General features: G+C 45.7%; 24 protein-coding genes and 2 tRNA genes. 15 read left to right on the top strand and 11 right to left on the bottom strand.

Annotated features, from left to right (window positions below):
- Positions 1-45: 45 nt before the first annotated feature.
- Both VC182_RS04495 and pgi read right to left on the bottom strand, forming a co-directional pair.
- Entirely contained in the window at positions 46-1431 is a 1386-nt protein-coding gene (locus VC182_RS04495) for a phosphomannomutase/phosphoglucomutase (protein WP_323484622.1), read from the bottom strand.
- A gap of 64 nt (positions 1432-1495) precedes the next feature.
- A complete protein-coding gene (gene pgi, locus VC182_RS04490) occupies positions 1496-2986 on the bottom strand; it encodes a glucose-6-phosphate isomerase (RefSeq protein WP_323484621.1) in 1491 nt (496 codons plus the stop codon).
- Between the two features lie 100 nt (positions 2987-3086).
- On the opposite strand from pgi, the gene VC182_RS04485 reads away from it, so the two are divergent.
- Positions 3087-4220: an NAD(P)/FAD-dependent oxidoreductase gene (locus VC182_RS04485; RefSeq protein WP_323484620.1), complete on the top strand. Its 1134-nt coding sequence runs from the start codon at positions 3087-3089 to the stop codon at positions 4218-4220.
- Here VC182_RS04485 and VC182_RS04480 read toward each other — a convergent pair.
- Positions 4217-4636, bottom strand: coding sequence for a type II toxin-antitoxin system VapC family toxin (locus VC182_RS04480; RefSeq protein ID WP_323484619.1), 420 nt, complete (start codon positions 4634-4636; stop codon positions 4217-4219). The genes VC182_RS04485 and VC182_RS04480 overlap by 4 nt on opposite strands.
- 8 nt (positions 4637-4644) lie before the next feature.
- Entirely contained in the window at positions 4645-4902 is a 258-nt protein-coding gene (locus tag VC182_RS04475; protein WP_072582527.1) for a type II toxin-antitoxin system Phd/YefM family antitoxin, read from the bottom strand.
- A 168-nt stretch (positions 4903-5070) separates the two neighbouring features.
- On the opposite strand from VC182_RS04475, the gene VC182_RS04470 reads away from it, so the two are divergent.
- Positions 5071-5160: transfer RNA gene (locus VC182_RS04470), tRNA-Ser, on the top strand.
- Positions 5161-5240: 80 nt separating this feature from the next.
- Here the strand turns inward: VC182_RS04470 and VC182_RS04465 are convergent.
- A complete protein-coding gene (locus VC182_RS04465; protein ID WP_323484618.1) occupies positions 5241-5819 on the bottom strand; it encodes a hypothetical protein in 579 nt (192 codons plus the stop codon).
- Between the two features lie 106 nt (positions 5820-5925).
- Entirely contained in the window at positions 5926-6879 is a 954-nt protein-coding gene (locus tag VC182_RS04460; protein ID WP_323484617.1) for a hypothetical protein, read from the bottom strand.
- A gap of 46 nt (positions 6880-6925) precedes the next feature.
- Between VC182_RS04460 and VC182_RS04455 the strand changes: the two genes are divergently transcribed.
- On the top strand, positions 6926-8374 hold the full coding sequence (locus VC182_RS04455; RefSeq protein WP_323484616.1) for a HAMP domain-containing sensor histidine kinase: 1449 nt from the start codon (positions 6926-6928) through the stop codon (positions 8372-8374).
- A gap of 86 nt (positions 8375-8460) precedes the next feature.
- A complete protein-coding gene (locus tag VC182_RS04450) occupies positions 8461-10566 on the top strand; it encodes an alkyl/aryl-sulfatase (RefSeq protein ID WP_323484615.1) in 2106 nt (701 codons plus the stop codon).
- A 104-nt stretch (positions 10567-10670) separates the two neighbouring features.
- Here the strand turns inward: VC182_RS04450 and VC182_RS04445 are convergent, their stop codons facing one another.
- Entirely contained in the window at positions 10671-11918 is a 1248-nt protein-coding gene (locus VC182_RS04445; RefSeq protein WP_323484614.1) for a CoA transferase, read from the bottom strand.
- Positions 11919-11994: 76 nt separating this feature from the next.
- On the opposite strand from VC182_RS04445, the gene VC182_RS04440 reads away from it, so the two are divergent.
- Together VC182_RS04440 and VC182_RS04435 are read left to right on the top strand one after the other, a co-directional pair.
- The gene (locus VC182_RS04440) at positions 11995-12984 is read left to right on the top strand and encodes a tripartite tricarboxylate transporter substrate binding protein (RefSeq protein ID WP_323484613.1); all 990 of its coding nucleotides are present in this window, start codon (positions 11995-11997) and stop codon (positions 12982-12984) included.
- A gap of 7 nt (positions 12985-12991) precedes the next feature.
- Complete coding sequence (locus VC182_RS04435; RefSeq protein WP_323484612.1) at positions 12992-13789, top strand: enoyl-CoA hydratase/isomerase family protein; 798 nt, start codon at positions 12992-12994, stop codon at positions 13787-13789.
- A gap of 27 nt (positions 13790-13816) precedes the next feature.
- Here VC182_RS04435 and hemW read toward each other — a convergent pair whose 3' ends face one another.
- The 3 genes from hemW to rph are packed head-to-tail and all read right to left on the bottom strand — an operon-like array spanning position 13817 to position 16330.
- Complete coding sequence (gene hemW, locus VC182_RS04430; protein WP_323484611.1) at positions 13817-14998, bottom strand: radical SAM family heme chaperone HemW; 1182 nt, start codon at positions 14996-14998, stop codon at positions 13817-13819.
- A complete protein-coding gene (gene rdgB, locus VC182_RS04425) occupies positions 14991-15581 on the bottom strand; it encodes an RdgB/HAM1 family non-canonical purine NTP pyrophosphatase (RefSeq protein ID WP_323484610.1) in 591 nt (196 codons plus the stop codon). Before rdgB ends, hemW begins: the two co-directional genes overlap by 8 nt.
- 8 nt (positions 15582-15589) lie before the next feature.
- Positions 15590-16330 carry a ribonuclease PH gene (rph, locus tag VC182_RS04420; RefSeq protein ID WP_323484609.1) on the bottom strand — a complete coding sequence of 247 codons (741 nt, stop codon included), beginning with the start codon at positions 16328-16330 and terminating at the stop codon, positions 15590-15592.
- 68 nt (positions 16331-16398) lie between these two features.
- Between rph and VC182_RS04415 the strand changes: the two genes are divergently transcribed.
- From VC182_RS04415 to VC182_RS04400, 4 genes are read left to right on the top strand one after another with little or no spacing between them, the layout of a single operon-like run.
- On the top strand, positions 16399-17328 hold the full coding sequence (locus VC182_RS04415; protein ID WP_323484608.1) for a YicC/YloC family endoribonuclease: 930 nt from the start codon (positions 16399-16401) through the stop codon (positions 17326-17328).
- Positions 17329-17344: 16 nt separating this feature from the next.
- Positions 17345-17983: a guanylate kinase gene (gene gmk / locus VC182_RS04410; protein ID WP_216121169.1), complete on the top strand. Its 639-nt coding sequence runs from the start codon at positions 17345-17347 to the stop codon at positions 17981-17983.
- A gap of 44 nt (positions 17984-18027) precedes the next feature.
- Positions 18028-18231 carry a DNA-directed RNA polymerase subunit omega gene (gene rpoZ, locus VC182_RS04405; protein WP_011902918.1) on the top strand — a complete coding sequence of 68 codons (204 nt, stop codon included), beginning with the start codon at positions 18028-18030 and terminating at the stop codon, positions 18229-18231.
- A 15-nt stretch (positions 18232-18246) separates the two neighbouring features.
- On the top strand, positions 18247-20640 hold the full coding sequence (locus tag VC182_RS04400) for a RelA/SpoT family protein (protein WP_416350568.1): 2394 nt from the start codon (positions 18247-18249) through the stop codon (positions 20638-20640).
- Between the two features lie 3 nt (positions 20641-20643).
- Here the strand turns inward: VC182_RS04400 and greB are convergent, their stop codons facing one another.
- Positions 20644-21144, bottom strand: a complete 501-nt coding sequence (gene greB, locus VC182_RS04395; RefSeq protein ID WP_072582514.1) for a transcription elongation factor GreB — start codon at positions 21142-21144, stop codon at positions 20644-20646.
- A gap of 18 nt (positions 21145-21162) precedes the next feature.
- On the opposite strand from greB, the gene VC182_RS04390 reads away from it, so the two are divergent.
- From VC182_RS04390 to VC182_RS04370, 5 genes are all read left to right on the top strand, one after another.
- Positions 21163-21239 (top strand) — tRNA-Arg (locus tag VC182_RS04390).
- Between the two features lie 89 nt (positions 21240-21328).
- A complete protein-coding gene (locus tag VC182_RS04385) occupies positions 21329-22501 on the top strand; it encodes an ABC transporter permease (protein ID WP_323484607.1) in 1173 nt (390 codons plus the stop codon).
- On the top strand, positions 22501-23277 hold the full coding sequence (locus VC182_RS04380) for an ABC transporter ATP-binding protein (RefSeq protein ID WP_216241864.1): 777 nt from the start codon (positions 22501-22503) through the stop codon (positions 23275-23277). The genes VC182_RS04385 and VC182_RS04380 overlap by 1 nt, the downstream gene beginning before the upstream one ends.
- Positions 23274-24200: an MlaD family protein gene (locus VC182_RS04375; protein WP_323484606.1), complete on the top strand. Its 927-nt coding sequence runs from the start codon at positions 23274-23276 to the stop codon at positions 24198-24200. Before VC182_RS04380 ends, VC182_RS04375 begins: the two co-directional genes overlap by 4 nt.
- Before the next feature lie 86 nt (positions 24201-24286).
- Entirely contained in the window at positions 24287-24823 is a 537-nt protein-coding gene (locus tag VC182_RS04370; RefSeq protein ID WP_323484605.1) for a PqiC family protein, read from the top strand.
- Positions 24824-24825 lie beyond the last annotated feature (2 nt).

The raw sequence follows: 24825 nt of genomic DNA, 5'->3' as shown, positions 1-24825 counted from the left end.
CGCAGTCAATATGCGTATAAATTATGTGGGTATAGATCAATATTGTTAGAAGGGCAGCCTAGCATCTGGCTTAGCTGCCAACAATACTGCCTTAAACTCCGCCTGAATACGCTTAATCGCCGCTTCACTGTCTGCTTCAAAGCGCATCACTACTACAGGCGTAGTATTCGATGGTCTGGCTAGACCAAAGCCATCAGCGTATTCCACGCGTACACCATCAATCGTATTAATCGATTGCGAAGTAGGGAACTTGGCATTTGCTTTAATGGTCTCCAGTAATGCAAAAGGCTCGCCTTCAGCGCAAGCCAGTTGCAGTTCTGGCGTGCAAATCGCATTCGGTAAATCATTGAGTGTTTTATTTGGATATTGTTCTTTAGAGAGAATCTCCAGTAAGCGCGCGCCAGTATATAAACCATCATCAAAACCAAACCAACGGTCTTTAAAGAAAATATGACCGCTCATTTCTCCGGCAAGAGGGGCGCCAGTTTCTTTCAGTTTGGCTTTGACTAGAGAGTGGCCTGTTTTCCACATCAAGGGCTCGCCACCATGCTGCTTTACCCAAGTTGCAAGATTGCGAGTGCACTTTACGTCGTAAATAATCTGTCCGCCAGGATTGCGTGAGAGTACATCTTTAGCAAACAGCATCATTTGACGGTCTGGGAAAATTACTTGACCATCTTTAGTAACTACGCCCAAACGATCGGCGTCACCATCAAAAGCGAGGCCTAATTCATTATCGGTAGTTTGCAGGTTTTTGATGAGATCTTGTAGATTTTCAATATGCGCAGGATCTGGATGGTGATTCGGAAAATGACCATCAACCTCACAGAAGAGCTCTTGTACTTCGCAGCCTAAGGCCCTGAAAAGTTTTCCAGCAAAAGCACCACCAACACCATTGCCGCAATCCACCACAATCTTCATAGGACGAGCTAACTTAACGTCGCTCACAATACGCTCTAAGTACATTGGAAATATGTCAAAGGTAGATCTAGTTCCTTGGCCCGTAGCGAATTTCTTATCTTCAATACGCTTACGCAATGCCTGAATTTGATCGCCATAGATTGCAGCGCCACCCAGAACCATCTTGAAGCCGTTGTAATTCGGTGGGTTATGGCTGCCAGTAATCATGATCCCGGATTTTGGTTTCTTGCCATTGAGTAACTGGTTGGCGCCAAAGTACACCATGGGTGTAGCAACCATTCCCAAATCAATCACATTAATGCCGGTAGATAACAAGCCTTCAGTCAGGGCTTCAATCAGGCTAGGACCCGATAAACGACCGTCACGACCGATCACAATTTCAGTTTCACCAAGTTCACGCATCTCCGTGCCAAAAGCTTGACCAATCAGTTTAGCTATCGATGGATCTACAGTCTCGTCAATAATGCCGCGAATGTCATAAGCTTTAAAAATGGATGGAGAGAGTTGCATGAGTCTTCTTTCGATGTCTAGGCTAATGCTAGATCTATATAGCTAGTAATAAGCTATTGATCAGCTATTGATTAAATAAGTTAATACGAGCGGCTGTCACTTCATCAATACCAGCTTCAGCTTGTACCGTGCCACCATTCTTTAAGGCAGCTTCAATTGGTTTAGCAAGCACTTTGCCAAGCTCTACACCGGGTTGGTCAAAGCTATTGATATTCCACAGGGCGCCTAATGCAGCTGTACGATTCTCATACAGAGCCAACAAGGCGCCTAGATAGAAGGCATTGAGCTTAGGCAGAATCAGAAGGTTGCTAGGGCGCTTACCTGGATAGGTGTTGTTCGGGTTTTCAGTCTTTTTGCCGTTAGCCAAAGCTTGCGCTTGAGCCAGGCAGTTAGACAGCAGAATGCGGTGATGCGCCTTTGCCTCAGGCAAATTGCTCATCGGTTCACGTACTGCGATGAAATCAATCGGAATGATTTCAGTGCCTTGGTGTAATAACTGGAAGTAGGAGTGTTGTGCATTGCTACCAGAGCTTCCAAAGACTACTGGGCAAGAGAACTTGACTGGCTTGCCATCGCGGTCGACGCTCTTGCCATTACTTTCCATATCAAGCTGTTGCAACCACTTCGGAAACCAATCCAATGCGTCTGCATATGGAATAACAGCGTATGACTTGATGTTGTGCTTCTCTTGCTGGTAGAGCAGGCTTAGTGCCATGATGACTGGCAGGTTTTCTTCAAGAGGAGCAGACTTAAAGTGCTGATCCATTGCTTGAGCGCCAGCTAAGAACTGCTTGAAGGTATCAAAGCCATACTGCAGGGCAATTGGTAAACCTACGGCAGACCATACAGAGTAACGGCCGCCGACCCAATCCCAAAACGGATAGATATGGTCTTGATTAATGCCAAATTCTTCAGCTGCAGGCACGTTTGCTGTAACCGCAAAGAGTGATTTGCTTACTTGACTATCGGTAAGGCCATTATTTTTAAGCCATTTCACTACCGCTTTGGCGTTCATGCCGGTCTCAAGCGTCGTAAATGACTTCGAAACAATAATGACTTTAGTGCTATGCGGTAAAGCGCGTTGCAATATGCGAGCCAAATCAGCGGTATCGATATTCGCCAAGAAATGCATCCGCATGCCACGACTTTCAATATCGGGAACATGAGCCAAGGCTTCGATGGCGAGGCGCGGACCAAAGTCGGATCCACCAATACCAATGTGAATGACATCGGTGACGCCGACCCACTTATTGCATAGAGCTTCAATGCGGTGCCAAACTTGAGCAACGTCTGGCATGACATCTTTGCCATTTACCAATACGGGAGATTGGTCAAGGTTGCGCAGAGCAGAGTGCAGGGCAGGACGATTTTCGGAGTTATTCACTGACTTGCCAGCGAAAAGATCGGCAATAAATTGTTCTAAATGAGCAGCTTTTGCCTGCTTAAAGAGGGATTTCCAGCTGGTAGCATCAATGCCTTGATAAGCGTTATCTAAAACGATATCTTGGGCGCTAAATAGGGTTTTCAGGTTATCTGCAGCTGGTTTTGAAGACATGTATAGATTTTATCAAGAAGTACCCAAAAACCCACTAAAACACTGAAAATGTTACGATTTCGAGATGCAAATAACAATAATTCAGGACTCGGGCGGATAAATGGATCAAGTCGACTGTGTCGTCATCGGTGCCGGGGTCGTTGGCCTGGCCGTTGCGAGGGAAATGGCCCTGCAGGGTCGCGAGACGATTTTGCTAGAGCGGGAAAGTGCTTTTGGCACGATTAGCAGTGCGCGTAATAGCGAAGTAATCCACGCTGGTATCTACTATCCAAAAGATTCACTCAAAGCCAAACTTTGCGTTGAAGGCAATCGCATGCTCTACGAGTATTGCCGCACTCACCATGTTGCCACTCAACCTTATGGAAAACTGATCGTAGCCAGTGATGACGCTCAATTAGATGATCTCCAGGCAATTCTGTATAAAGCACAGCAAAACCAAGTGCCAGAAATCAAAATGATTACTGGCGATCAGGCAAAAGCAATGGAACCTGAGCTTAATTGTTCAGCGGCGGTTCTTTCCGCCTCAACTGGCATTGTGGATAGCCATGGATTCATGTTGTCCTTACTCGGTGGGTTTGAAGATGCTGGCGGCATGATTGCCTATCAATCGCCGCTCACTAGCGCAAAGCCTCTGGGTGAAAATGCTAAAGATGGATTTGAATTAGAAATCGGCGGCGCTGACGGGATGAAGATTCAGACAAAGCTTCTGATTAACTGTGCTGGTATGAGTGCACCAGCGATTGCGAGAAAAATTCAATCCTTAAGCGAAGCGCAAATTCCGAAAGCGTATTTTGCTAAAGGCAATTACTTTTCACTCTCCGGAAAATCACCATTCAAGCATTTAATTTATCCCATTCCAGAGCCTGGTGGCTTAGGTGTCCACCTAACCTTGGATATGGGTGGGCAAGCCAAGTTTGGCCCTGACGTTGAATGGCTAGAAATCGATGAAGAAAGCCAAATCGATTACACGGTAAATCCAAAGCGGGGCGAAGGCTTTTATGAGGCCGTGAGACGTTATTGGCCAGGCCTTAAGGACAACGCACTGCAGCCTGATTACTCTGGAGTAAGGGCAAAGATAGTCCCGCCTAATAGCCCTGCAGGTGACTTTTGCTTCAATACTCCTAAGGATCACGGCCTAGAAGGACTCTTTAATCTATATGGCTTCGAGTCCCCAGGATTAACCTCCAGCCTAGCTATTGCCAAGCATTTAGAAGATTTAATTAAGAGGTCTTAATCTGCTTGGGCTCGATATTCGAATGGGTTCAGTAAATTAATTTTAAATCGTTTGAAGTCTTTTATATTTCTACTGACCACGATGAGTTTCTGATCAATAGCTGTCGCTGCGATCATGGCATCTTCCCAAACGGTATTACTTTCTTTATGCATGAGCTTTGCCCACAATCTAAAGGTTGATCCCGCCATCGGCAAGACATGATGTGCATTTGAAACTTGTTGCAACCAACTCTCTAAAGACTCTGCTTTATTTTTATCTTGCTCACGAGTCAACTCAATCCCTGCTTGAATTTCACCGATCGAGACCGCGGAAATATAAAGATCATTATCTGAAATGTTGTCATACCACTCTAATACTGCTCCATGCGGTTTTGGTTTACGTAGTTCTGAAATAATATTGGTGTCTAGTAAGTACATGAGCAGTCTTACAGTTTGATGGATTTTCGAAATGCACCTTGGCCACGCTTTGGCAGCACTAGGTCACCCTTGGCTTGCTCTGAAAGCAAAAGCGATTTAAGAGAAGGTTTGGCTAACTTTTTCAATGTATTCCACTCCTGGATGGTGATTAATACGGCTGCTTCATGCCCCCGCTTAGTAACCACTTGAGGGCCTTCTTCAAGGCAGGCGTTTAGTAACTCGCTAAATTTTGCTTTGGCATCTTGAACTGCCCAGTGCTTATTCATCACCCTTGCTCCTGACTAGTTATCTGACTAGTTTATCAGAGAAAAGGCCATATCGGTTGGTGCACATAGAGTATTTAAGCCAATGGAAGCAATCTTTAGAAGGGTGCTTATTGCATTTTTACGTAGGGGTTCACCGAATTCCTTATAATCTAGGACTCAATTCGCAAAGGAAGAGTGGCAGAGCGGTTGAATGCACCAGTCTTGAAAACTGGCGAGGATGAAAGTCCTCCGTGAGTTCGAATCTCACCTCTTCCGCCAAGTTAAATGTAAAAAGCCCAGCAATTACTTGCTGGGCTTTTGTCTTTTCAGCAGCTGAAAAGAATGGCTACATATCTTAATTACTTCTTAGCTGGTGCGCTTACTACTGCAGCAATAGCTTCTGTGTAAACCACTTTTACTTGATCGTTTACAGCAATATCTTTCAACAAGTCAGGATTCTGAACCTTAACCTTGAAAATATTTCCTTGTGGGCCCTTTAAAGATACGATATTTTTAGCTGCATCAATCGCTTCGACATTAGCAGTTGCAGTAATAGTTTTGGTGGTAATCATGCCCGGCTTATCGCCTTGTGGGGCTGTTGTAGTGCTAGTGCTAACTTGTTCGCTAGTTGTACCTGGATTTTTTACCTTAACCAACTCAATAGCTACAGCAAGTTCATAGACAACGTCAAAATGGTCGCCCACTTTAATTTCTGCAAAGTTCTTTACTTCAGGACCAGCAACGATAGAGGTTTCACCATCTTTGTTCTTGAGGGTAACTGTGCGTGTTGCAGCATCAATTTTAGTCACTTCGCCATCATAGATAAGCGCGGATTCTTGAGCAGCTACGCCAGCAATCGGAGCTTTTGGTTTTGTGAGGTAAAAGTAGCCGCCAACTGCGATTGCAGCAATGACGATAGCAATGATAATTTTTTTCATAATAATTTGATCCTTAAGGATGTTGAAAGAGCATCACCATTAAGTGGCGATGCGGAAATGAATAAATACCAGTAAGTTAGCATTTGTAACTATTGTATTACCCATATTAGAAGCTGGCAGCCAAGCCAATGGAGGTTCCGTGCACATTTTGACCAAATTGGTAGCGAAACACCACTCTGATGCGAGTAAAAATAGGATCAGATGCGCTACGATCTAGTTCAATGCCAGTACCTACAGAAGATAGGGAGTTAAATCCCAGAGCCCCTCGTAAGTCGCCCAGGAATTCGGTATGCGCCACTTCAAATACCGCTCGTAATGGTCTATCTAACAATGTAATTGGGGTTGGGATACGACTGCGAGCCCAAAGCGCCAGACTTTGCGAATCAGCTGAACCTTGAACTGCAGTAGAGGTGTCAAATGTTTGCACCGGAATATTGGTGTAACGCAGCTCTACATCAATTTCTTGATCGGGTTGGTAGTTCTCATAGTCCAGCATGACCGACCCGCCCAGACCATACGAGTTCATACGGCCGCCATTGAGGAACTGTAAGTCAACGCCTTTCTGATTTTGAATGACTCTAGATGCAATCGAAAGGTCGCTTTCTAAATGACCAAGCATGACATTGGCAATAGGGCGGAAGCGCAATTCATTGGTAATTGGAAAATCCCAACCAATACCGCCGGTGCCTGTGATGCTGTTCCAATGAAGTGGTACCGTAACGGATGTATTGGCGATGCCATCGCTAAAAGTTGGGTTGTAACGATTAACCGCTAAGGTCCCCTCTAAGTAAAGGGGAAAGTTTGCGCTAATTCGATCACCACCTCCTAGAGAAATCATTTGCAAGTCAGAATTATCGCCACCATTGTTACGGATCGACAACGATCCTGTTGTCACATCCGGTGTGAGTGAATAACCCGTAATCGTCATAAAAGCATCAGCGCGCTTTTTGAGGTAGTTGTTAGCGGCGCTATAAAAAGCCGATTGGGCATGAGCAAAGCCAATCCCAGCGACTAATAGGGTGACAAAGAAAAGAAGCTGGGATCTACTAAAAAGCTGCATGACACGCATTTTAGCGAATCAATTCAGTAGATGTACCATAGCAATTATGAAGCTGCTCATTTCTATTTACTTCTTTATTCTGGCCGTTATTCAGATGGGCCTATTTTTTGGAATCTATCACTATTACCGCTCTCAGAACCTCCTGAGACCCAGTTTATATTGGATGTCCTCCCTGCTAGTGAATGTGGTGGGGTTGTTTATTTTTGGGACGGGAATTATTACCATCCAAAATATTGCTAATCCAGAATTTAATTTCACTGTAGCAAATACCTTTTTCTATATAGCAACGATGCTGCAAGCATTATTTTGTCAGTCACTCAATCATGAGGTTTCTAAACGAGTAAAGATAGCTGCCTCAGTTTCAGTCCTCATTTTTATTGCCGTATTTGATTCCATGCGTCTATATGGATCTTTTGAAAGTCGCACTGCGGTAATGGCGGGGCTTGCTAGTATTTTTTATTGCTGGCAAATATATGAGCTAGGCAAGAAGAGAAAATCTTCTCCATCCAAGCAATTGGTTTATATGCAATATGCCAATTTTGCTGAAATGTTTTTTGCTATGGGGCGATTCTTCATTATGGTTGCCTCCGCCTTCACGATCCGTCAAGTTGATCAAATTCCTCAGCTTCTGATTCTGTTTACCATTGCTCAGCTGGTGATGAATACCCTATCCTACATTGCAATTGGGGGTTATTGGGCCGAACAAATCACCATTGCCAATATCAATGCAACCAATGAGAGTCAATCTACGAAAGCGCTATTACAGGAGCGAGAAATCTTAATTGCTTCACTGCTAAAGGCTAATAAAACCGCTAGTACTGGTGCTTTGTCGGCCTCTATTGCACATGAGCTCAATCAGCCATTAGGTGCCTCCGGTCTGAATATTCAGTTTTTACAAAAGAAGCTATCGGAAGGAGAATTGAATCCTAACTTACAGGGAGAAGTTTTGGATTCTTTGTTGGCAGACAATCAGCGTGCAGCAAGTATTATTCGCTCCCTTAGATCGGTATTCGCCGATGAAAAGATGGCATCTACCAAAATTAACCTTGCTGAATTAATTGATTTAGTGCTCACCATTGCTCGCCCAGAAATTGTTAAGCAGAATATTCAGATGGTTCTCAAGTTAGAGGAAAACTTGTTTATCACCGCTAATAAGGGAGAGCTTCAACAAGTGCTATTGAATTTAGTGATCAACGCAATTGATGCATTGAACTTGACAGAGAATTCAAATAAATTAATCACGATTCGAGGTCAGCACAGCGGCGCTGGTGTTCAAATTTCGATCTCAGACACAGGTTCAGGTATTGATGAAAATGTTCAGGCCCACATGTTTGAGCTGCTTTCAACTACCAAGGGTTCCGGTATGGGAATTGGTCTTTGGTTGTGTAAGCATATTGTGATGAGGCATGGTGGATCTATCTGGTTTGAGTCATTCCCTGACAAAGGAACTACGTTTTTTGTAAACCTACCTCTCGTGGCGGCTTACTCAATCTAGCTATCTATTAGCTATAGGGCTAATTGCCATGGTTTACCTCAAACATATTATTGATGTAATCAAAAAAACTTTTACTTAAGGCTTTTATGAAAATCAAACTCACACAATTTTCTATTGCAGCTGTATTAATAAGCTCAGGTTTTGCTATGGCGGCGGGGGGTGGTGGTGTGGTTGCTGATCCTGGCGCTATGCAGGGGAAGCATTTTGATCCAAAGGGTAAGGCGCCAACAAGCTATACAGTTGAGCTGCAAAGTGAATTGCGCAAGACGCTGCCTTTCGAAGATCAGCGTGATTTTGAGGAATCTAAAAAAGGATTCATAGCAGCACCTGCTTATAAAACCATCATGGCAGATGCAGGCAATGTGGCATGGGACATGGGTAGTTATGAGTTCCTTCTACAAGGCAAAGACTTTGATAGTGTGCATCCTTCACTGCAACGTCAAGCCATCCTCAATATGGGCTATGGCTTATATGAAGTTGTGCCTGGAAAAATTTATCAGGTTCGTGGCTTTGACTTAGCCAATATTAGCTTTATCAAAACAGATACTGGTTGGATAGTTTTTGATCCACTAACCGCTAAAGAAACTGCACGCGCAGCCCTAGAGCTCGTCAATGAGAAGTTGGGCAAACGTCCAGTGGTAGCTGTCGTGTATTCGCATTCGCATGCTGATCACTTTGGTGGTGTGCGTGGCGTAGTTGATGAGGCAGACGTGAAGAGCGGCAAAGTCAAGGTCATTGCGCCAGCTGGTTTTATGGATCATGCGATTGCTGAAAACGTCTACGCAGGCAATGCTATGACCCGCAGAATGTATTTCCAGTACGGTGTGTTATTGCCTCGCAGCCCATTTGGTCATGTCGACCAATCCATTGGTAAAAATACTGCTGCTGGTAATTTAGGGTTGATCGAGCCTAACGTCTATATCAACCAACCGTATGAAAAAATGACGGTTGATGGCGTGGAAATGGAGTTCCAAAATACTCCAGGCACTGAAGCTCCTGCGGAGATGAATACCTACTTCCCACAATTTAAAGCCTTCTGGGCAGCAGAAAATATCACTGGCACCATTCATAACATATACACCTTACGCGGCGCCTTAGTTCGCGACTCACTGGCATGGTCCAAGAACATTAACAACGCTTTATATCGTTATGGCACTGAGAGTGAGGTCATGTTTGCATCGCATACCTGGCCACGCTGGGGTAATGAGCGTATTCAAGAGGTGATGCGTACCCAACGAGATAGTTATGCTCACCTGCATAACGAAGTGCTCCATTTAGCAAATAATGGCGTCACTATTAATGAAATCCAAAATGTATATAAACAGCCTGATAGTCTAAAGAGGCAGTGGGCAGCCCATAGCTATCATGGTTCCGAAGAGCACAATAGTCGTGCCGTGATAAATCGTTATCTAGGTTATTGGGACGCAAATCCAGCAACATTAGCGCCACTATCGCCAAAAGATTCGGCACCACTTTATGTAGAGATGATGGGTGGCTCAGCCAAGATCATGGCCAAGGGTAAAGAGCTTTATAAGCAGGGTAAATACCGTGAAGCGATGGAAATCGTTAACAAGTTAGTTTATGCGCAACCGAACAATACGGCCGCCAAGGACTTACTGGCAGATATTTTTGAGCAGATTGGCTACCAAAAAGAAAGCCCAAGTATGCGCAATAGCTTCTTGGGGGCTGCTTACGAGCTACGTCATGGTATGCCTACAGGAGCCTCGCCAAAGTCTAATGGCCCAGACATGATTAAGGGTATGACAACCGAACTCTGGCTCAATGCTTTGGCTATCAGTATGGACAGCAAGAAAGCAGCAGACATGAACTTTGTAATTAATCTTTCTACACCAGACAATGGTGAAAAATTTGTAATTGAGATGAGTAATTCTGCTTTGACCAACATTAAAGGTCAGCAGGCCAAGAACCCAAATCTCACTATCACCTTAAATCGCAGTGATCTCGAGCAGGTGATGGGTGGACAAACAACTTTTGAAAAGTTGCTGGCTGAAGGTAAGGTGAGGTTTGATGGTGATCGCAAATCATTCGATCAACTCAGAAGCACCTTGACGGTCTTTGTCCCTGATTTTGAACTCATGCCAGGCACTAAAGGTAAGGCCGCTCCTAAGCCAGCTGCTCCAGCCAAAGATCCATTTGCGGCACAGGAGATGGCTATTACTGGTGGCGAGTAACCAGAGCAACCATGGTGATTAGGCTTCTCTAAAATTAAATAGGACTCTGCGGAGTCCTATTTAATTATCTTTTTACTTAATCATTATTTTTATTAAGCTGCAAACTAGGGCGCAAAAGCGCCACCCGCTTCAAGAGACTTCAGTTCATCACCCGCAATACCAAGCTCGGCAAGAAGCTCGCTCGTATGTTCACCCAATAGAGGAGGGTGGCGATACACCTGTTGTGGCGTGCCATTCATTTTGACGGCAAAACCAATATTGGGTACCTTGCCTTCAATAGGATGATCAATTTCCATCCGCATCTTACGATGACGGCCATGCTCACTATCGAATGCTTCTGGATAGGTATTGATGGGGCCTGCAGGGATGCCTGCGGTCAATAAGGTGTCCACCCATTCATCCGCAGTTTTGGAGACAAACGTTTTCTCAAGCTCAGAAGCCAGCTCCAAGCGATTGGCTAAGCGCAGTGGATTTGTTTTGAAGCGGGCATCTTCAAATAATTCAGGACGCTCAATCTTGTCGCATAGCAACTTCCACAGTTTTTGATTGGTTGCACCCATCACAAAATACCCATCAGCAGCTTTCATGGCTTGGTAGGGGGCGCTCATATGATTGGCCGTGCCAAGCTTATAAGGTTCAACTCCGGTACCCCAGTATTGAGCGGTATCCCAAATGGAGAATGCCAAGGCAGAATCAAAGAGTGACGCATCAATAAACTGACCTTCACCCGTTTTAGTTTTGCCGATGTATGCCGACAATATTCCGTATACCGCAAAAAGTGCGCAGCCAATATCAGCTACCGGAACGCCAGCTTTAACTGGAGGACCATCTGGATAGCCTGTAACGCTCATGACGCCAGACATTGCCTGAGCCATGAGATCAAAACCAGGGCGATCTGCCCACGGACCAGTTTGGCCAAACCCAGAAATACTGGCATAGACCAAACTAGGATTGATATCTTTTAAAGAGGCGTAATCGATTCCTAGTTTTTTCATAACGCCAGGTCGGTAGTTCTCCACCAAAATATCTGCAGTCTTGACCAGCTCGAAAAACACTTTCTTACCAGCCTCAGTTTTGAGATTTAGGGTGAGACTGCGTTTATTGCGGTTCATGTTCAGAAAGCCCATGCTGTCTGAGCCCTTCATCTTGAATCCCATTGCGCCGCGCGTCTGATCCCCTATTCCAGGAGGCTCGATTTTGATGACATCCGCACCTAAGTCCGCCAACAGCATGCAGCAGTAAGGACCAGCCATAACCTGGCTGACGTCAAGCACACGGACTCCTGAGAGCGGTAATGGCCTTGATCCATCTCGCACGCTATTTAAAGCATCATTTCTAGGTGTTTTCGTCATTGTCTCGTTGCTTCTTATATGTTTAGAATTAGCCTCTAATAGTATCAAACACAATAAAAACAATTTTGGAGACTTTATGTTGCTTAAATCGCCTCAGTGGGCTGTTCGTAGTTTGCTCGCAATTACGCTAGCCACGAGTTCTTTCTTTGCTTTAGGTCAGCAGTCTTACCCAACAAAACCAATCCGACTGATTGTGGGTTTTGCACCTGGTGGCGGCACCGATATTGTTGCTCGAGCCCTTGCTCCAAAAATGGGTGAAATTCTCGGTCAAAGCGTGATTGTGGAAAATAAATCAGGTGCAGCGGGCACTATTGCGGCCGATCAAGTTTCCAAGTCGAATCCAGATGGCTACACCTTGCTGGTAGGGCACTCCAATTCCAATGCGATTGCACCATTTGTTCTTACTAACGTTCAATACAATCCCGCAACGGATTTCACGCCCATTACTTATTTAGGGTATGTTCCTAACGTTTTAGTGGTGAAGGCCTCATTGCCTGTGAACTCAGTTTCACAATTAATCGCTCTTGCAAAAGCTAATCCCGGTCAAATGACTTATGGTTCGTCTGGTATTGGCAGTACTCAACACTTAGCAGGCGCATTGTTTGCCAAGATTGCCGGCATTCAGTTAAACCATGTGCCCTATAAGGGTAGCGGTCAGGCCATCATTGATTTGCTAGGCGGTCAAATTACGATGAACTTTGATACCTTGCCACCGAACTTGCAGCAAATTAAAGACGGCAGCCTAAAGGCCTTGGCGATCTCTACTCCAAAGCGTTTATCCATACTTCCAAACGTACCCACGTTTAACGAAGTAGGTATTACAGGATTTGACGTCACCAACTGGTACTCCATCATGGGTCCAAAGGGCATGGATCCAGCAGTAGTGAACAAGATTGACCAGGCTGTTAAAGCCGCCATGGTCGATCCACAAATTAAAAAGACTCTAGATTCTCAGGGCTTACAGCCTGAGGGGCCAGCAACACCTGCTGCATTTAGTTTGTTCTTGGCTGGCGAACTGGCTAAATACCAGCGTTTAGTAAAGAGTCTGAATATTAAGGCTGAATAAACTCCCTATGAGTGATTCCGGAAAAGGAGGTAATGTTGCTCAAGTCGTTTTAGAGACGCAGGGTAACATTGCCTACATAAATTTTGATCATGTAGCAGCTCGCAATGCAATGACAGTAGGGATGTATCAAAGCCTGAAGTCAATCTGTGAAGATATTGCCAAGAATCCCAAGATACGTGTAGCCATCTTGCGCGGTGCTGGCGGCAAGTCTTTTATATCCGGTAGCGATATAGCGCAATTTGCTAGCTTTAAAGATGGTCAAGATGGGATTCGCTATGAAGAGGGTATTGATGATTATCTAGGTCCGCTTGCCACCTTGCCCATCCCAACAATTGCCGTGATCGATGCTATGGCTGTTGGGGGCGGATTAGCAATAGCCAGTTGCTGTGATTTCCGAATCTCAACTCCTGATGCAAAGTTTGGCGTACCTATAGCCAAAACACTTGGTAACTGTTTATCTGCTGCAAATGTTGCTTGGTTAGTTGCTCATTTAGGAATCAACATTGTTAAACGTATGCTGCTTCTTGCGGAAATGATTACTGCAAAAGAGTTGCTCCAACAAGGATATCTTTTAGCAACATACGAACAAGAGCAGCTAGGTCAAGAGGCCGTCAATCTCGCAGAGCGACTGAGTAAGTTAGCTCCCATTACGCAAAAATCTAGCAAGCTAGTATTGGCAAGATTAATTAAAAATAATCTGCCCGACTGTAGTGACCTCATTAGTGAAACCTATGGCAGCAATGATTTCCAAAACGGAGTTGCTTCATTCCTAAAGGGTGAGCCACCTATTTGGACAGGTAGCTAGCGCTCAACGCACAGCAGCCAAAACGGTTTAATCCAAAAACAGCTCTTGAAGATTGTTGAGGTAGCGCATGCCTAGTGGTGTAGCTTTAAGCTGACTGGGATTCTCATCCAGCAATTGCTTATTACTTGCCTCAGCTAAGCCTTTGCTAATCACGTTTAAAGGCAGACCAGTTCTCTCGCTGAAAGTATTGGTAGCAACCCCATCTGTCAGTCTTAGGGTATTGAGCATGAATTCGAAAGGCAGATCCTTGGCTTCAAGAACCCTGGATTCAATTAACGCATTACCTTTAGCTTCTATTGCTTGCATATAACTTTCTGGATGACGTTCCCTTACTTGGCGAGTAATTTTGTCTGGAAAAGAGATCTTTCCATGAGCGCCTGCGCCAATGCCAATGTAATCACCAAAGCGCCAGTAGTTCAGATTGTGTTTGCACTCTTGGTTTTTCTGCGCGTAGGCAGAGACTTCATAACGTACGTAGCCTGCCTTGGTGAGTAAATCTAAATTCTGTTCAAAAATGGCATCCACTTCATCATCGCTAGGCAATTGAGGGGGAAAGTTTGCAAAGTAGGTATTAGGTTCTAAGGTGAGATTGTAAAAAGACAGATGAGGCGTTTTAAAAGAAAGGGCGGTCTCAATATCCGCCTTGGCCAACTCCAGAGTTTGTTTAGGGAGGCCATACATTAAATCTAGGTTGACAGATTTGAAGTGTTTCAGGGCAATTGCTATTGCACGCTTGGCTTCCTCGCCATTGTGTATGCGACCCAAGGCTTTGAGCTGCTCATCCTGAAAGCTCTGAATTCCGATCGACACTCGATTAATGCCTGCCTTTGCAAATCCTGCAAATTTATCGGCCTCAATGGATCCTGGATTTGCCTCCATCGTAATTTCAGCATCGGGCTCAAGGTTCACTCGAGCGCGAACGGCGCAAAGCAGTTGATCCATGCCTTGGGCAGAAAGTAGGCTTGGAGTTCCGCCGCCGATAAAAATACTGTGAACCTGGCGACCCCAAATATTGGGCAATTCAGTTTCCAGATCAGCAATCAGCGCATTGATATAGCGTTGCTCGTCAAAACCTGTTTTACCTTCTTTAATTTGATGTGAATTGAAATCGCAATAGGGGCATTTCTTTTCACACCAAGGAAAGTGAATATACAAAGCCAATGGAGGCAATGCAGTCAGCATTACTTTGTTGGGGCTCGAATTAAGCATGGCTTTTAAGTTGTGCAATCAATTCACGTAGCGCTTGACCTCGATGACTGATTGAATTCTTTTTATCTGGCCCTAACTCAGCAGCGGTGCAATTTTGATCCGGCAAAAAGAAATGGGGGTCATACCCAAAACCATTGCTACCGGCAGCTTCATCAACAATCTGCCCATACCAACGTGTTTGCACAATGATGGGTTCAGGATCATTTGCACTATTCACGAAAACCAATGCGCACACATAATGCGCACCTCGATCTGCCTGAGCTTTTAATTCTTGAATGAGTTTTCGATTGTTTGCAGCATCATCACCTTGCTCACCAGCAAAGCGCGCCGACAAAACGCCGGGCTTGCCGTTTAAAGCATGTGCACATATACCGGAGTCATCGGCTAATGCAGGTAGGCCAGATGCTGCGCTAGCGTGTCGTGCCTTAGCAAGAGCATTCTCCACAAAGGTGAAGTGAGGCTCTTCTGCAGAAGGAATGCCTAATTCACCCTGGGGGATTACCTTAAAGTTCAGGGGTGCTAATAGCGCCTGAAACTCTTTTACCTTGCCGGCATTGTTAGATGCGAGAACGAGCTTTTGCATGTCGATCTTTATTTCAATGCATCGCTTTGCATTTGGGTGAGCTCTTCAATACCTTGCTCGGCCAGATCTAGGAGTGCATTGAGCTCCGCCCTTGAGAAAGCGGCACCTTCTGCTGTGCCTTGAACTTCAATCATTCCGCCTTTGCCGGTCATGACCACATTCATATCGGTATCGCAAGAAGAGTCTTCTGGGTAATCCAAGTCCAACACTGGAACACCTTGATAAATGCCAACTGAAATTGCAGCAACGCTATCGATAATGGGGTCCTTGCTCAGGACGCCACTTTTAAGCAGTTGGTTTACTGCATCACGAGCCGCAACATAGGCGCCAGTAATAGATGCAGTACGTGTTCCGCCATCAGCCTGCAGCACGTCGCAATCGAGGTGAATAGTTCTCTCACCCAAGACTTTTAAATCAAAGACGCTACGCATGGCACGGCCAATGAGGCGCTGAATTTCTTGAGTGCGACCAGATTGTTTGCCGCGGGCAGCTTCACGATCGCTGCGGGTATGGGTGGAGCGGGGTAGCATGCCGTATTCAGCAGTAACCCAACCTTCGCCAGAGCCTTTCTTATGTGGAGGCACTTTTTCGAGGATGCTGGCCGTACACAGAACCTTGGTATCCCCAAAGGCGATCAATACTGATCCTTCAGCATGCTTAGTAAAGGCTCTAGAGATGGTTACTGGGCGCAAATCGGTGGGCTTACGGCCGCTAGGGCGGGCAATATTGGCTGGGTTTGCTGTGCTCATGGAAAGGGGGTCCTGTGGGGTTAGGGTCTGGATCGGGTCTAGTTCAATAATGAATCTACAATGTCCATATGATATCGAGCATGACTGGTTATGGCAGCGCTTCTCGCCAAGTCTCCCTAGGAGCGGGTGTAGTTGCTGATCTGCAGGTGGAATGTCGGGCTGTTAACAGCCGCTTTCTAGATCTAGGATTTCGTCTTCCGGACGAGTGTCGTGGGGCAGAGCCTGCCTTGCGAGAACTGGCTACCCAAAGCCTATCGCGCGGAAAAGTCGAGTTTAGAGCGGCATGGCGGGTCAATAGCGCCGCAGCAGGTGCTGCCAAAAGTAATCCCCACGCTCTAGGTGCAATTAGTCGCGATCGTCTTGATGCCCTATACACCCTTCAAGAGAAAGCCCAAGAAGCTTTTCCAAAAGCACAAGAATTGAGTATTGCTGAAGTGTTGCGTTGGCCAGGCATTGTTTCCGAGCCTCGCGGCGAAGAGGATAGTTGGATTACTGCCACTGTCGAGGCTGGGCGTGCAGCCCTAGCGGCCCTCATGGAGAGTCGTCACGCCGAAGGTAAGGCCTTGGTTGGTGTACTTACCAGTATCACTGGCAAGATGCGCGACATCGTTAAAGTAATTGAGCCCAAAGTTCCTGAATATGTAGCTCAGTACCAAGAAAAGCTTACAGAGCGTCTCGCTGAAGCGCTAGCTGCTCAAGAGCAAGCCAAGGCAGGTGCTGAACTGATGGAGCGCATTCGTCAAGAGGTTGTGCTCTATGCAGTGCGCATCGATATAGCCGAAGAGTTTGCGCGCTTAAAGACCCATCTTCAGGCAGTAGATAACGCACTTGCAGGCAAAGGTCCTGTTGGTAAGCGCTTGGATTTTTTGATGCAAGAGTTGAATCGCGAAGCTAATACCTTGAGTTCTAAATCGGTATCAGAAGAGTGCACACAAGCGGCTTTGGAGCTCAAGCTGTTCATCGAGCAAATGCGTGAGCAAGTTCAAAACCTCGAGTAATCCATACTATTGATTTATGACTACCTCTACACCGACACCATCTTATCAAGGCAGCATGTTGATGATTGTTGCGCCCTCAGGCGCCGGAAAATCCTCCTTAGTTAATGCCTTACTTAAGGACGAGGCCGGATTGAAGTTATCTTTATCAACCACTACGCGCACTCCACGACCTGGTGAAGTAGATGGCAAGGATTACCGCTTTCTGGCAAAAGAAGATTTTCTGCAAGAACGTGATCAGGGACATTTTTTAGAGTGGGCAGAAGTCCATGGTCATTTTTATGGGACTTCAAAGCCTTGGATTGAATCTCAAATGCAAGCGGGTAGTGACGTCATGCTGGAGATTGATTGGCAGGGCGCTCAACAAATTCGAAAGTTAATTCCCTCAGTGCAGTGGATCTTTATCTTCCCGCCATCCATAGAGGCTTTAGAAGAGCGCCTACGTAAGCGTGGTCAGGACGATGAAACAACGATTCAACGTCGCTTGGCAGCTGCCCATGTAGAGCTTTTGCATGCTCATGAGGCAGATTACATCGTGGTGAACGATTCTTTCGACCAGGCTTTGGTTGATTTAAAGCACATATTGGCTTCCAGCCGTCTGCGCTCTGGCCCCAGTATGGCCAGAAATCCAGCACTTTTGAAGCGCCTCGGGGTCTAATCAGTTATCCTATAGGTATTGAAGCTAAATTAAGTGAGTCCAGCATGGCACGTATTACTGTAGAAGATTGCCTTAAAACTATTCCAAACCGTTTTGAACTGGTTTTGGCTGCGACATATCGTGCTCGCCAATTAGTACAAGGTCACTCCCCACGCGTTGAGTCCAGAGATAAAGCTACCGTAGTTGCATTACGTGAAGTAGCTGCTGGTGTGACTGACCGTGACATGTTGACCAAAGTACCCCTCTAAGTAAGGAGTTCCGGTGTGGAGCTCCCTTTAGGACTAGCCAATACATCGGAAAAAGTAGGAAGCATCTCGCCTAAGGATGCTTCGCTTGATCTTAATCAAGCACAGTTGTTGGATAAGATTTCCGACACACCAATTCAAAGTGGTAAAAAATCCATCATTGCGAGTTTATTGGCGCAATCGAGTCGTCATTTGTTCGGCCCGACATCTGCGCCGATACTTCCGCTCAAACATCAAGTAGTTTCTATTGAGGGATTGCTGTCTAAGCTTTCCTATCTCAAGCCTGAAGAAATTGCACAGGTTAAAAAGGCATTTCAGTTTTCTGATGCTGCTCATCTAGGTCAATACCGTCATAGCGGCGAACCTTACATTACCCATCCAGTTGCTGTGGCTGAACTATGTGCAACGTGGCGCTTGGATGCGCCATCCATCATGGCCGCATTGATGCATGATGTGATTGAAGATACCGGCTGTACTAAAGCAGATTTGGTTGAAAAGTTTGGCAATAAGGTGGCAGAGTTAGTTGAGGGCTTAACCAAACTCGATAAATTAGAATTTCAAAGTCATGCAGAGGCGCAAGCAGAGAGCTTTCGCAAGATGTTCATGGCCATGGCGCGTGATGTGCGTGTCATTTTGGTCAAGCTTGCTGACCGCACCCACAATATGCGCACTCTGGACGCCGTACCCATGGAGAAGCGCCGTCGCGTAGCCGCTGAAACAATCGAAATTTACGCGCCCATTGCTCATCGTCTTGGGTTGAACATCATTTACCGTGATCTACAAGATCTCAGCTTCCGATACTCCATGCCCATGCGTTTCCGAGTCATTGAGGGGGCTGTTAAGCGTGCGCGCGGCAACCGCAAGGAAATGGTTGAGAAGATTTTGCAGGCATCACGCATGGCCTTTGCTAAAGCCAATTTAGAGGTTGACCTGCGCGGTCGTGAGAAGACGCTCTTTAGCATCTATACCAAGATGCGCTCAAAGCATTTAAGCTTTTCGCAGGTATTAGATGTGTATGCATTCCGGGTTACCGTACATTCCATTGATGAATGCTATCGCGCACTCGGTATCTTGCATTCTCTATACAAGCCTATGCCAGGGAAATTTAAGGATTACATTGCGATCCCTAAATTAAATGGCTATCAATCTTTACACACCACTTTATTGGGTCCTTCAGGCGTGCCGGTGGAGTTTCAGATTCGTACAACGGAAATGCATGCGGTAGCTGAAGCTGGAGTAGCTGCGCATTGGGCTTATAAAGACGGCTCCCCTGATATGAGTGAGGTGCAAAACAGGGCCCACCAATGGCTGCAGTCCTTGATTGATATTCAGGATAGCAGCGGTGACTCTCAAGAATTTTTAGAACATGTCAAAATTGACTTGTTCCCAGATGCGGTTTATGTGTTTACCCCCACTGGGCAGATTAGGGCCTTACCAAGAGGCGCAACTGCTCTAGATTTTGCTTACTCTATTCATAGTGATCTGGGTAATACCTGCGTAGCCGTCAAAATCAACGGCCTGCAATTGCCTTTGCGTAGTGAGCTTAAGAATAGTGACATTGTTGAAGTCATTACTTCAGCAAGCTCACAACCTAATCCAGGTTGGTTGGCATTTGTGCGTACCGGAAAAGCACGTGCCTCCATACGACATTCCCTTAAAACAAAACATTATTCTGAATCACTTCAACTAGGCGAGCGTCTTTTAGCAAATGCTTTACGTCAGCAGGGCGTTGACGCTGCCTTATTAAGCCCAGAAATTTGGGAAAAGCTAACGCATTGGACGGGCGATAAAACCCGTGAAGAGGCATGCGTCAATATTGCCTTAGGTAGACGCTCCCCTCAGGAGCTAGCTATTCGTCTTAAGATTTTGATTGATGATGAGGGCGGGGCTGAGCAAATGCGTTTAGGTGTTGCTGATTGGGTTGCGCCTAATCAAGAGGCAAGCCATCATCATCAACGCCAAGCTATCCTAGTTGATGGGCGTGAGGGTAATTCGATTCATTTCCAAACTTGCTGCCATCCTATTCCAGGTGACAACATCATTGGCTACCTTGGCAAGGGGGAAGGATTACAAGTTCATACCAATGACTGTACAGTGGCATTGCGCATGCTCTCTAAGGATAGTGATAAGTGGGTTGAGGTTGAATGGGGCAAAGAACTGAATCGTGAGTTTGAAGTGGACCTAGCGATCGACACGCGCCAAGGTAAGGGAGTTTTGGCTAGGGTGGCAAGCAGTGTTACTTCGGCAGACTCCAACATCATGAATGTATCAATGGAAGATCGTTTCAAAGAAGATTCGGTCACTATCCGCTTTACCATTCAGGTCTATGATCGACTGCACCTTTCTAAGGTGATGCGCAGTTTGCGCGCCAATCCTGATGTCATGCGCGTGACCCGAACTCGTGCTGTTTAAGTTTTACAAGTATTGAACGTCTAAGATTTCAATTTCAGCGGGGCCGGTGGGTGTTTGTATAAAAACACAGTCTCCGATCCGAGACTTGATTAAGGCCTTGGCTATAGGTGAGACCCAACTGACATGCCCTTTATCGAGGTCAACCTCATCAACGCCCACAATTGTGATGAAGGTCTTCTTGTTGGCTTCGGGTCCTTCCAGGGTTGCGTAGGTCACAGTAGCCCCAAAGAACACCTGCTCAGAGTCATTTTCTCCTGATTTTCGAGCAGAATTATCGACAACCACGGCAAATTCTAGGCGTTTATTAAGGAAGCGGATGCGTCTATCTATCTCCCTTAAACGCTTTTTCCCGTAGATATAGTCCCCATTTTCAGATCGATCGCCATTGCTGGCAGCCCAGTGCACAACCTTGACAACCTCCGGTCTATCAAGGTTTAAGAGCTGAAGGAGCTCGGTCTTAATGCGTTCGTGACCAGCGGGGGTGATGTAGTTCTTCTCTTCCATGGCATAATTATGGCTGTTGCGGCTGTAGCTCAGCTGGATAGAGTACTTGGCTACGAACCAAGGGGTCGTGGGTTCAATTCCTGCCAGCCGCACCAACCTACATAAGGGCCTAGTTGAAAAACTAGGCCCTTTCTCTTTTTAGGCTTTTCTCAGCCCTTTCACAGAGATACCTTATAGTCTGCTTATGAGCACTTCTGACACCATTTCTGCCGTTTCTGACACCCCAGTGGCTGTTTGGTCGCAGGTAGATGCTAATAATGCCAAAGTACTAATGAGTGGCAATGTGAACGTCTATTCCTTGGGCGGTGTTTGGACTCAAATCCGTGATTCTCAAGATGTGTGGCTCAAGCAGGGTGATGGCAAAAGTAAGTCCTTAACTTTTGATGCAAGCAAAGTCACTTTTCTGGATGGGGCTGGTATCGCATTTCTGATTGGGATTGAAGAGGCGCAAACAACAGCGGGTGCAAAGTTTGATGTCGTGGGCTTAAATCCTCGCTATGAACCTTTACTAACTGAATTCAATCCGATCGGTAATTTATTTCCAGTTCCAGTTGTAAAGCCCAAAAGAAGTTTTGTGGTCAGCACAGGAATGGCAACCCAAAATTTAATTGATGATGCTGTTGGATTAATTTCATTTACTGGACATCTTGCGGCTGATTTAGCTTGGTCTATTCGTTACCCCAAGCAAGTGCGCTGGGGTGATTTTGTAAATGCTGCAGTGCAGGCGGGTATTGCAGCATTGCCCATCGTTGGGTTGGTGGCGTTTTTGATTGGCGTCATTCTTTCTTTCCAGGCTGCTATTGGCATGCAGCAGTTTGGCGCAGTATCTTTTGTTGGTCCGCTGGCGGCCTTGGGTATTGTGCGAGAAATGGGCCCATTAATTACCGCCATTTTGTTAGCAGGGCGTTCCTCAGCAGCCTTTGCTGCCGAGATTGGCACGATGACTGTCAATAGCGAGGTAGATGCGCTGGTATCTGGCGGCTTAAGTCCAATTCGTTTTTTAGTTGTGCCACGTGTTCTGGCCGGTATTTTGGTTGCGCCTATTTTGACTTTGTTTGCTGACATCGTCAGTATTTTTTCCTCAATGTTGACGATGTTGATCTACGGCATTCCATTTATTAACTTCTACAACGGCATGCTCTCGGCTGTAGATATCGAAGATATTGGTTCAGGTTTAATTAAAGCAACTCTTTTTGGCGTAGTTGTCTCAGCGGTTGGTTGCCTGCGTGGCATGCAAACCGGAAATGGTGCGGCTGCAGTTGGTATTTCAGCAACGCGTGCAGTAGTTAGCAGCATTGTTTTGATTGTGTTGGTCGATGGTATTTTTGCCTTCATTTCCTATAAGACAGGTTTCTGATGGATACGCCAAGCAAATCTCAATGCGCGATTGATGTTCAAAACCTCACCGTAGGTTATGGCTCTAACATCCTGATGCAAAATCTGAATTTCACGGTGAATTACGGTGAAATTTTTGTGATTCTGGGTGGCTCGGGTTGTGGCAAATCCAGTTTATTAAAAAACTTGTTCGGCCTCTATCAGCCCCTGTCTGGCGATGTTCTGATTGAAGGACAAAACATCACTACCGCAGTTGGAGCAGAGCGCCAGAAGATCATGACAAGCTTTGGCGTCATGTATCAACAAGGCGCCTTATTTGGTTCCATGAATTTGCTCGATAACGTGACTTTGTTTATGCAGGAATACACACAGCTAACACAAGCGCAAATGGATTTACTGGCGCGCTGTAAGCTAGATTTAGTCGGTCTGTTGCCTTATGAGTCTTATATGCCCAGTGAAATTAGTGGTGGTATGCAAAAAAGGGCGGCGATCGCTCGTGCCATGGCGCTGGATCCCAAAATATTATTCTTAGATGAGCCATCTGCCGGCTTGGATCCTATTACGTCTGCCGATCTCGATAGCACGATTCAGGATTTATCAAAAAACCTAGGAATTACCTTTGTCATCGTATCCCATGAGCTTGCTAGCATTTATGCCATTGCTGACAAAGTGATCATGCTAGACAAAGGTGCTAAGGGAATCATCGCTGAGGGAGATCCAAAAGTATTGCGCGATACCAGTAAAGATCCACGGGTGCATCAATTCTTCAATCGTATTATGAGTAAGGACGCAGCATGAGTAATAACTCAAATCCCAATTATTTTCGCTTAGGCGCTTTTGTGCTCGCCGCAATTGGTGTACTGATTGCTGTGATCCTCATTTTCGGCGGAGGCAAATTCTTCCAAAAATCATTTATGGTCGAAACCTATATCAAGCAGTCTGTAACAGGCTTGGATGCAGGGGCGGCTGTACGGTTTCGTGGGGTTAAGATTGGTCAGGTCACATCGATTGGCCTATCTGGTGATATTTACGAAAGAGATTTGCCTTTTCATGATCGCCGTCAGTATGTTGTCGTCAGAATGCAAATTTTTGGTGACAAAGTAAATCAAGATCAAATTAGCGAGTTTGTAAAAAATAATTTGCGAGCTCGCATCAAATCTATGGGTATTACGGGGGTAAATTACGTTGAGTTTGATTTTATTGCTCATGCATCCGATACTCCCGCCCTCCCTTTTTCTTGGAAGCCCGAGTATCCAGTAATCCCATCTATGCCAAACCAAGCGGATGAAATTATTTCGGGCATTCAAAGGCTGATTGGCGCTCTCAACGATATGAATATTGATGGCACACAGAAAAAATTGGATGCCTTGCTAGGTAATCTTAATGTGCTGATGGCAGGAGATGGCAAAGGTAATGAAGGCGTTATTGAATCCGTTAAGCAGTTAAACGTCATCATGGCTCGCATTACTAAAGCAACCGATAAAGAAGAGCTTGGTGTTCTGATGCGTGAATTAGTGGCGGCCACCTCTTCTTTGCGCCAAACTATTACGAGTGTGCAGGGTGACACTGTTTTGACGATAGAAAATATTAAGCAGGCAAGCGAGAACTTGAACGAATTTAGCCGTATTGCCAGCCAATCGCCATCAAGCCTCATCTGGAGTGATCCGCCAAAGAAAATTACACCCACTAGTAGCGCAGGTCAGTCTGGAGCTCAGAAATGATGAAGCGTATTTTATTTACCTTTGCCATCTTAGGGTTGGCCTCATGTACCTTTCCCACGAGGCCACCAGTAGGGCCGACTACCTGGATGGTGTCCCCAGATAGAACTGCGGCACCGCGTCAAGCTCGCACAGATATTTGGTTGAAGATGGGTTCTGTATCGGTTACGCCACCCTTTGATGGCAGATCTTTGGTCTACCGTACTGGCGATCAACGTTATGAAAAGGATTTTTATAACGTCTACACAACTATTCCTGCTGAAATGATTGGCAATGCTGAGCGCCAGTGGATGAATAAGGCGAATATTTTCTCCTCAACAGTAGGTCAAAGTAATAGCCTCTTTCCTTACTATTATTTACAGGCAACTGTAGAGGAGTTTTATGGTGATTATCGTAAGCAACCAGAGGCGGTAGTGAGCGTGGAGTTTTTCTTGAGCGCTACTAGTGCTGGCAAAGTTAATCCCTTGATTGGTGCAAACCGCTACACTAAGCGAGTAGCCCTTAAGGACAATACTCCTGAAGCGCTGGTATTGGGCCTGCAAGAAGCACTGGCTCAGATTTTCCAGGAGTACGAGGCGCAACTTTATAAATACGCCGGCAATTTACCAAAACCTTTAGGTCAGTAACT

The organism is Polynucleobacter sp. AP-Nickl1-40-C4, from assembly GCF_035012665.1.
Taxonomy (GTDB): Bacteria; Pseudomonadota; Gammaproteobacteria; order Burkholderiales; family Burkholderiaceae; genus Polynucleobacter.
The sequence above is the reverse complement of the archived record's forward strand: the minus strand, read 5'-3'. Positions and strand labels throughout refer to the sequence as shown.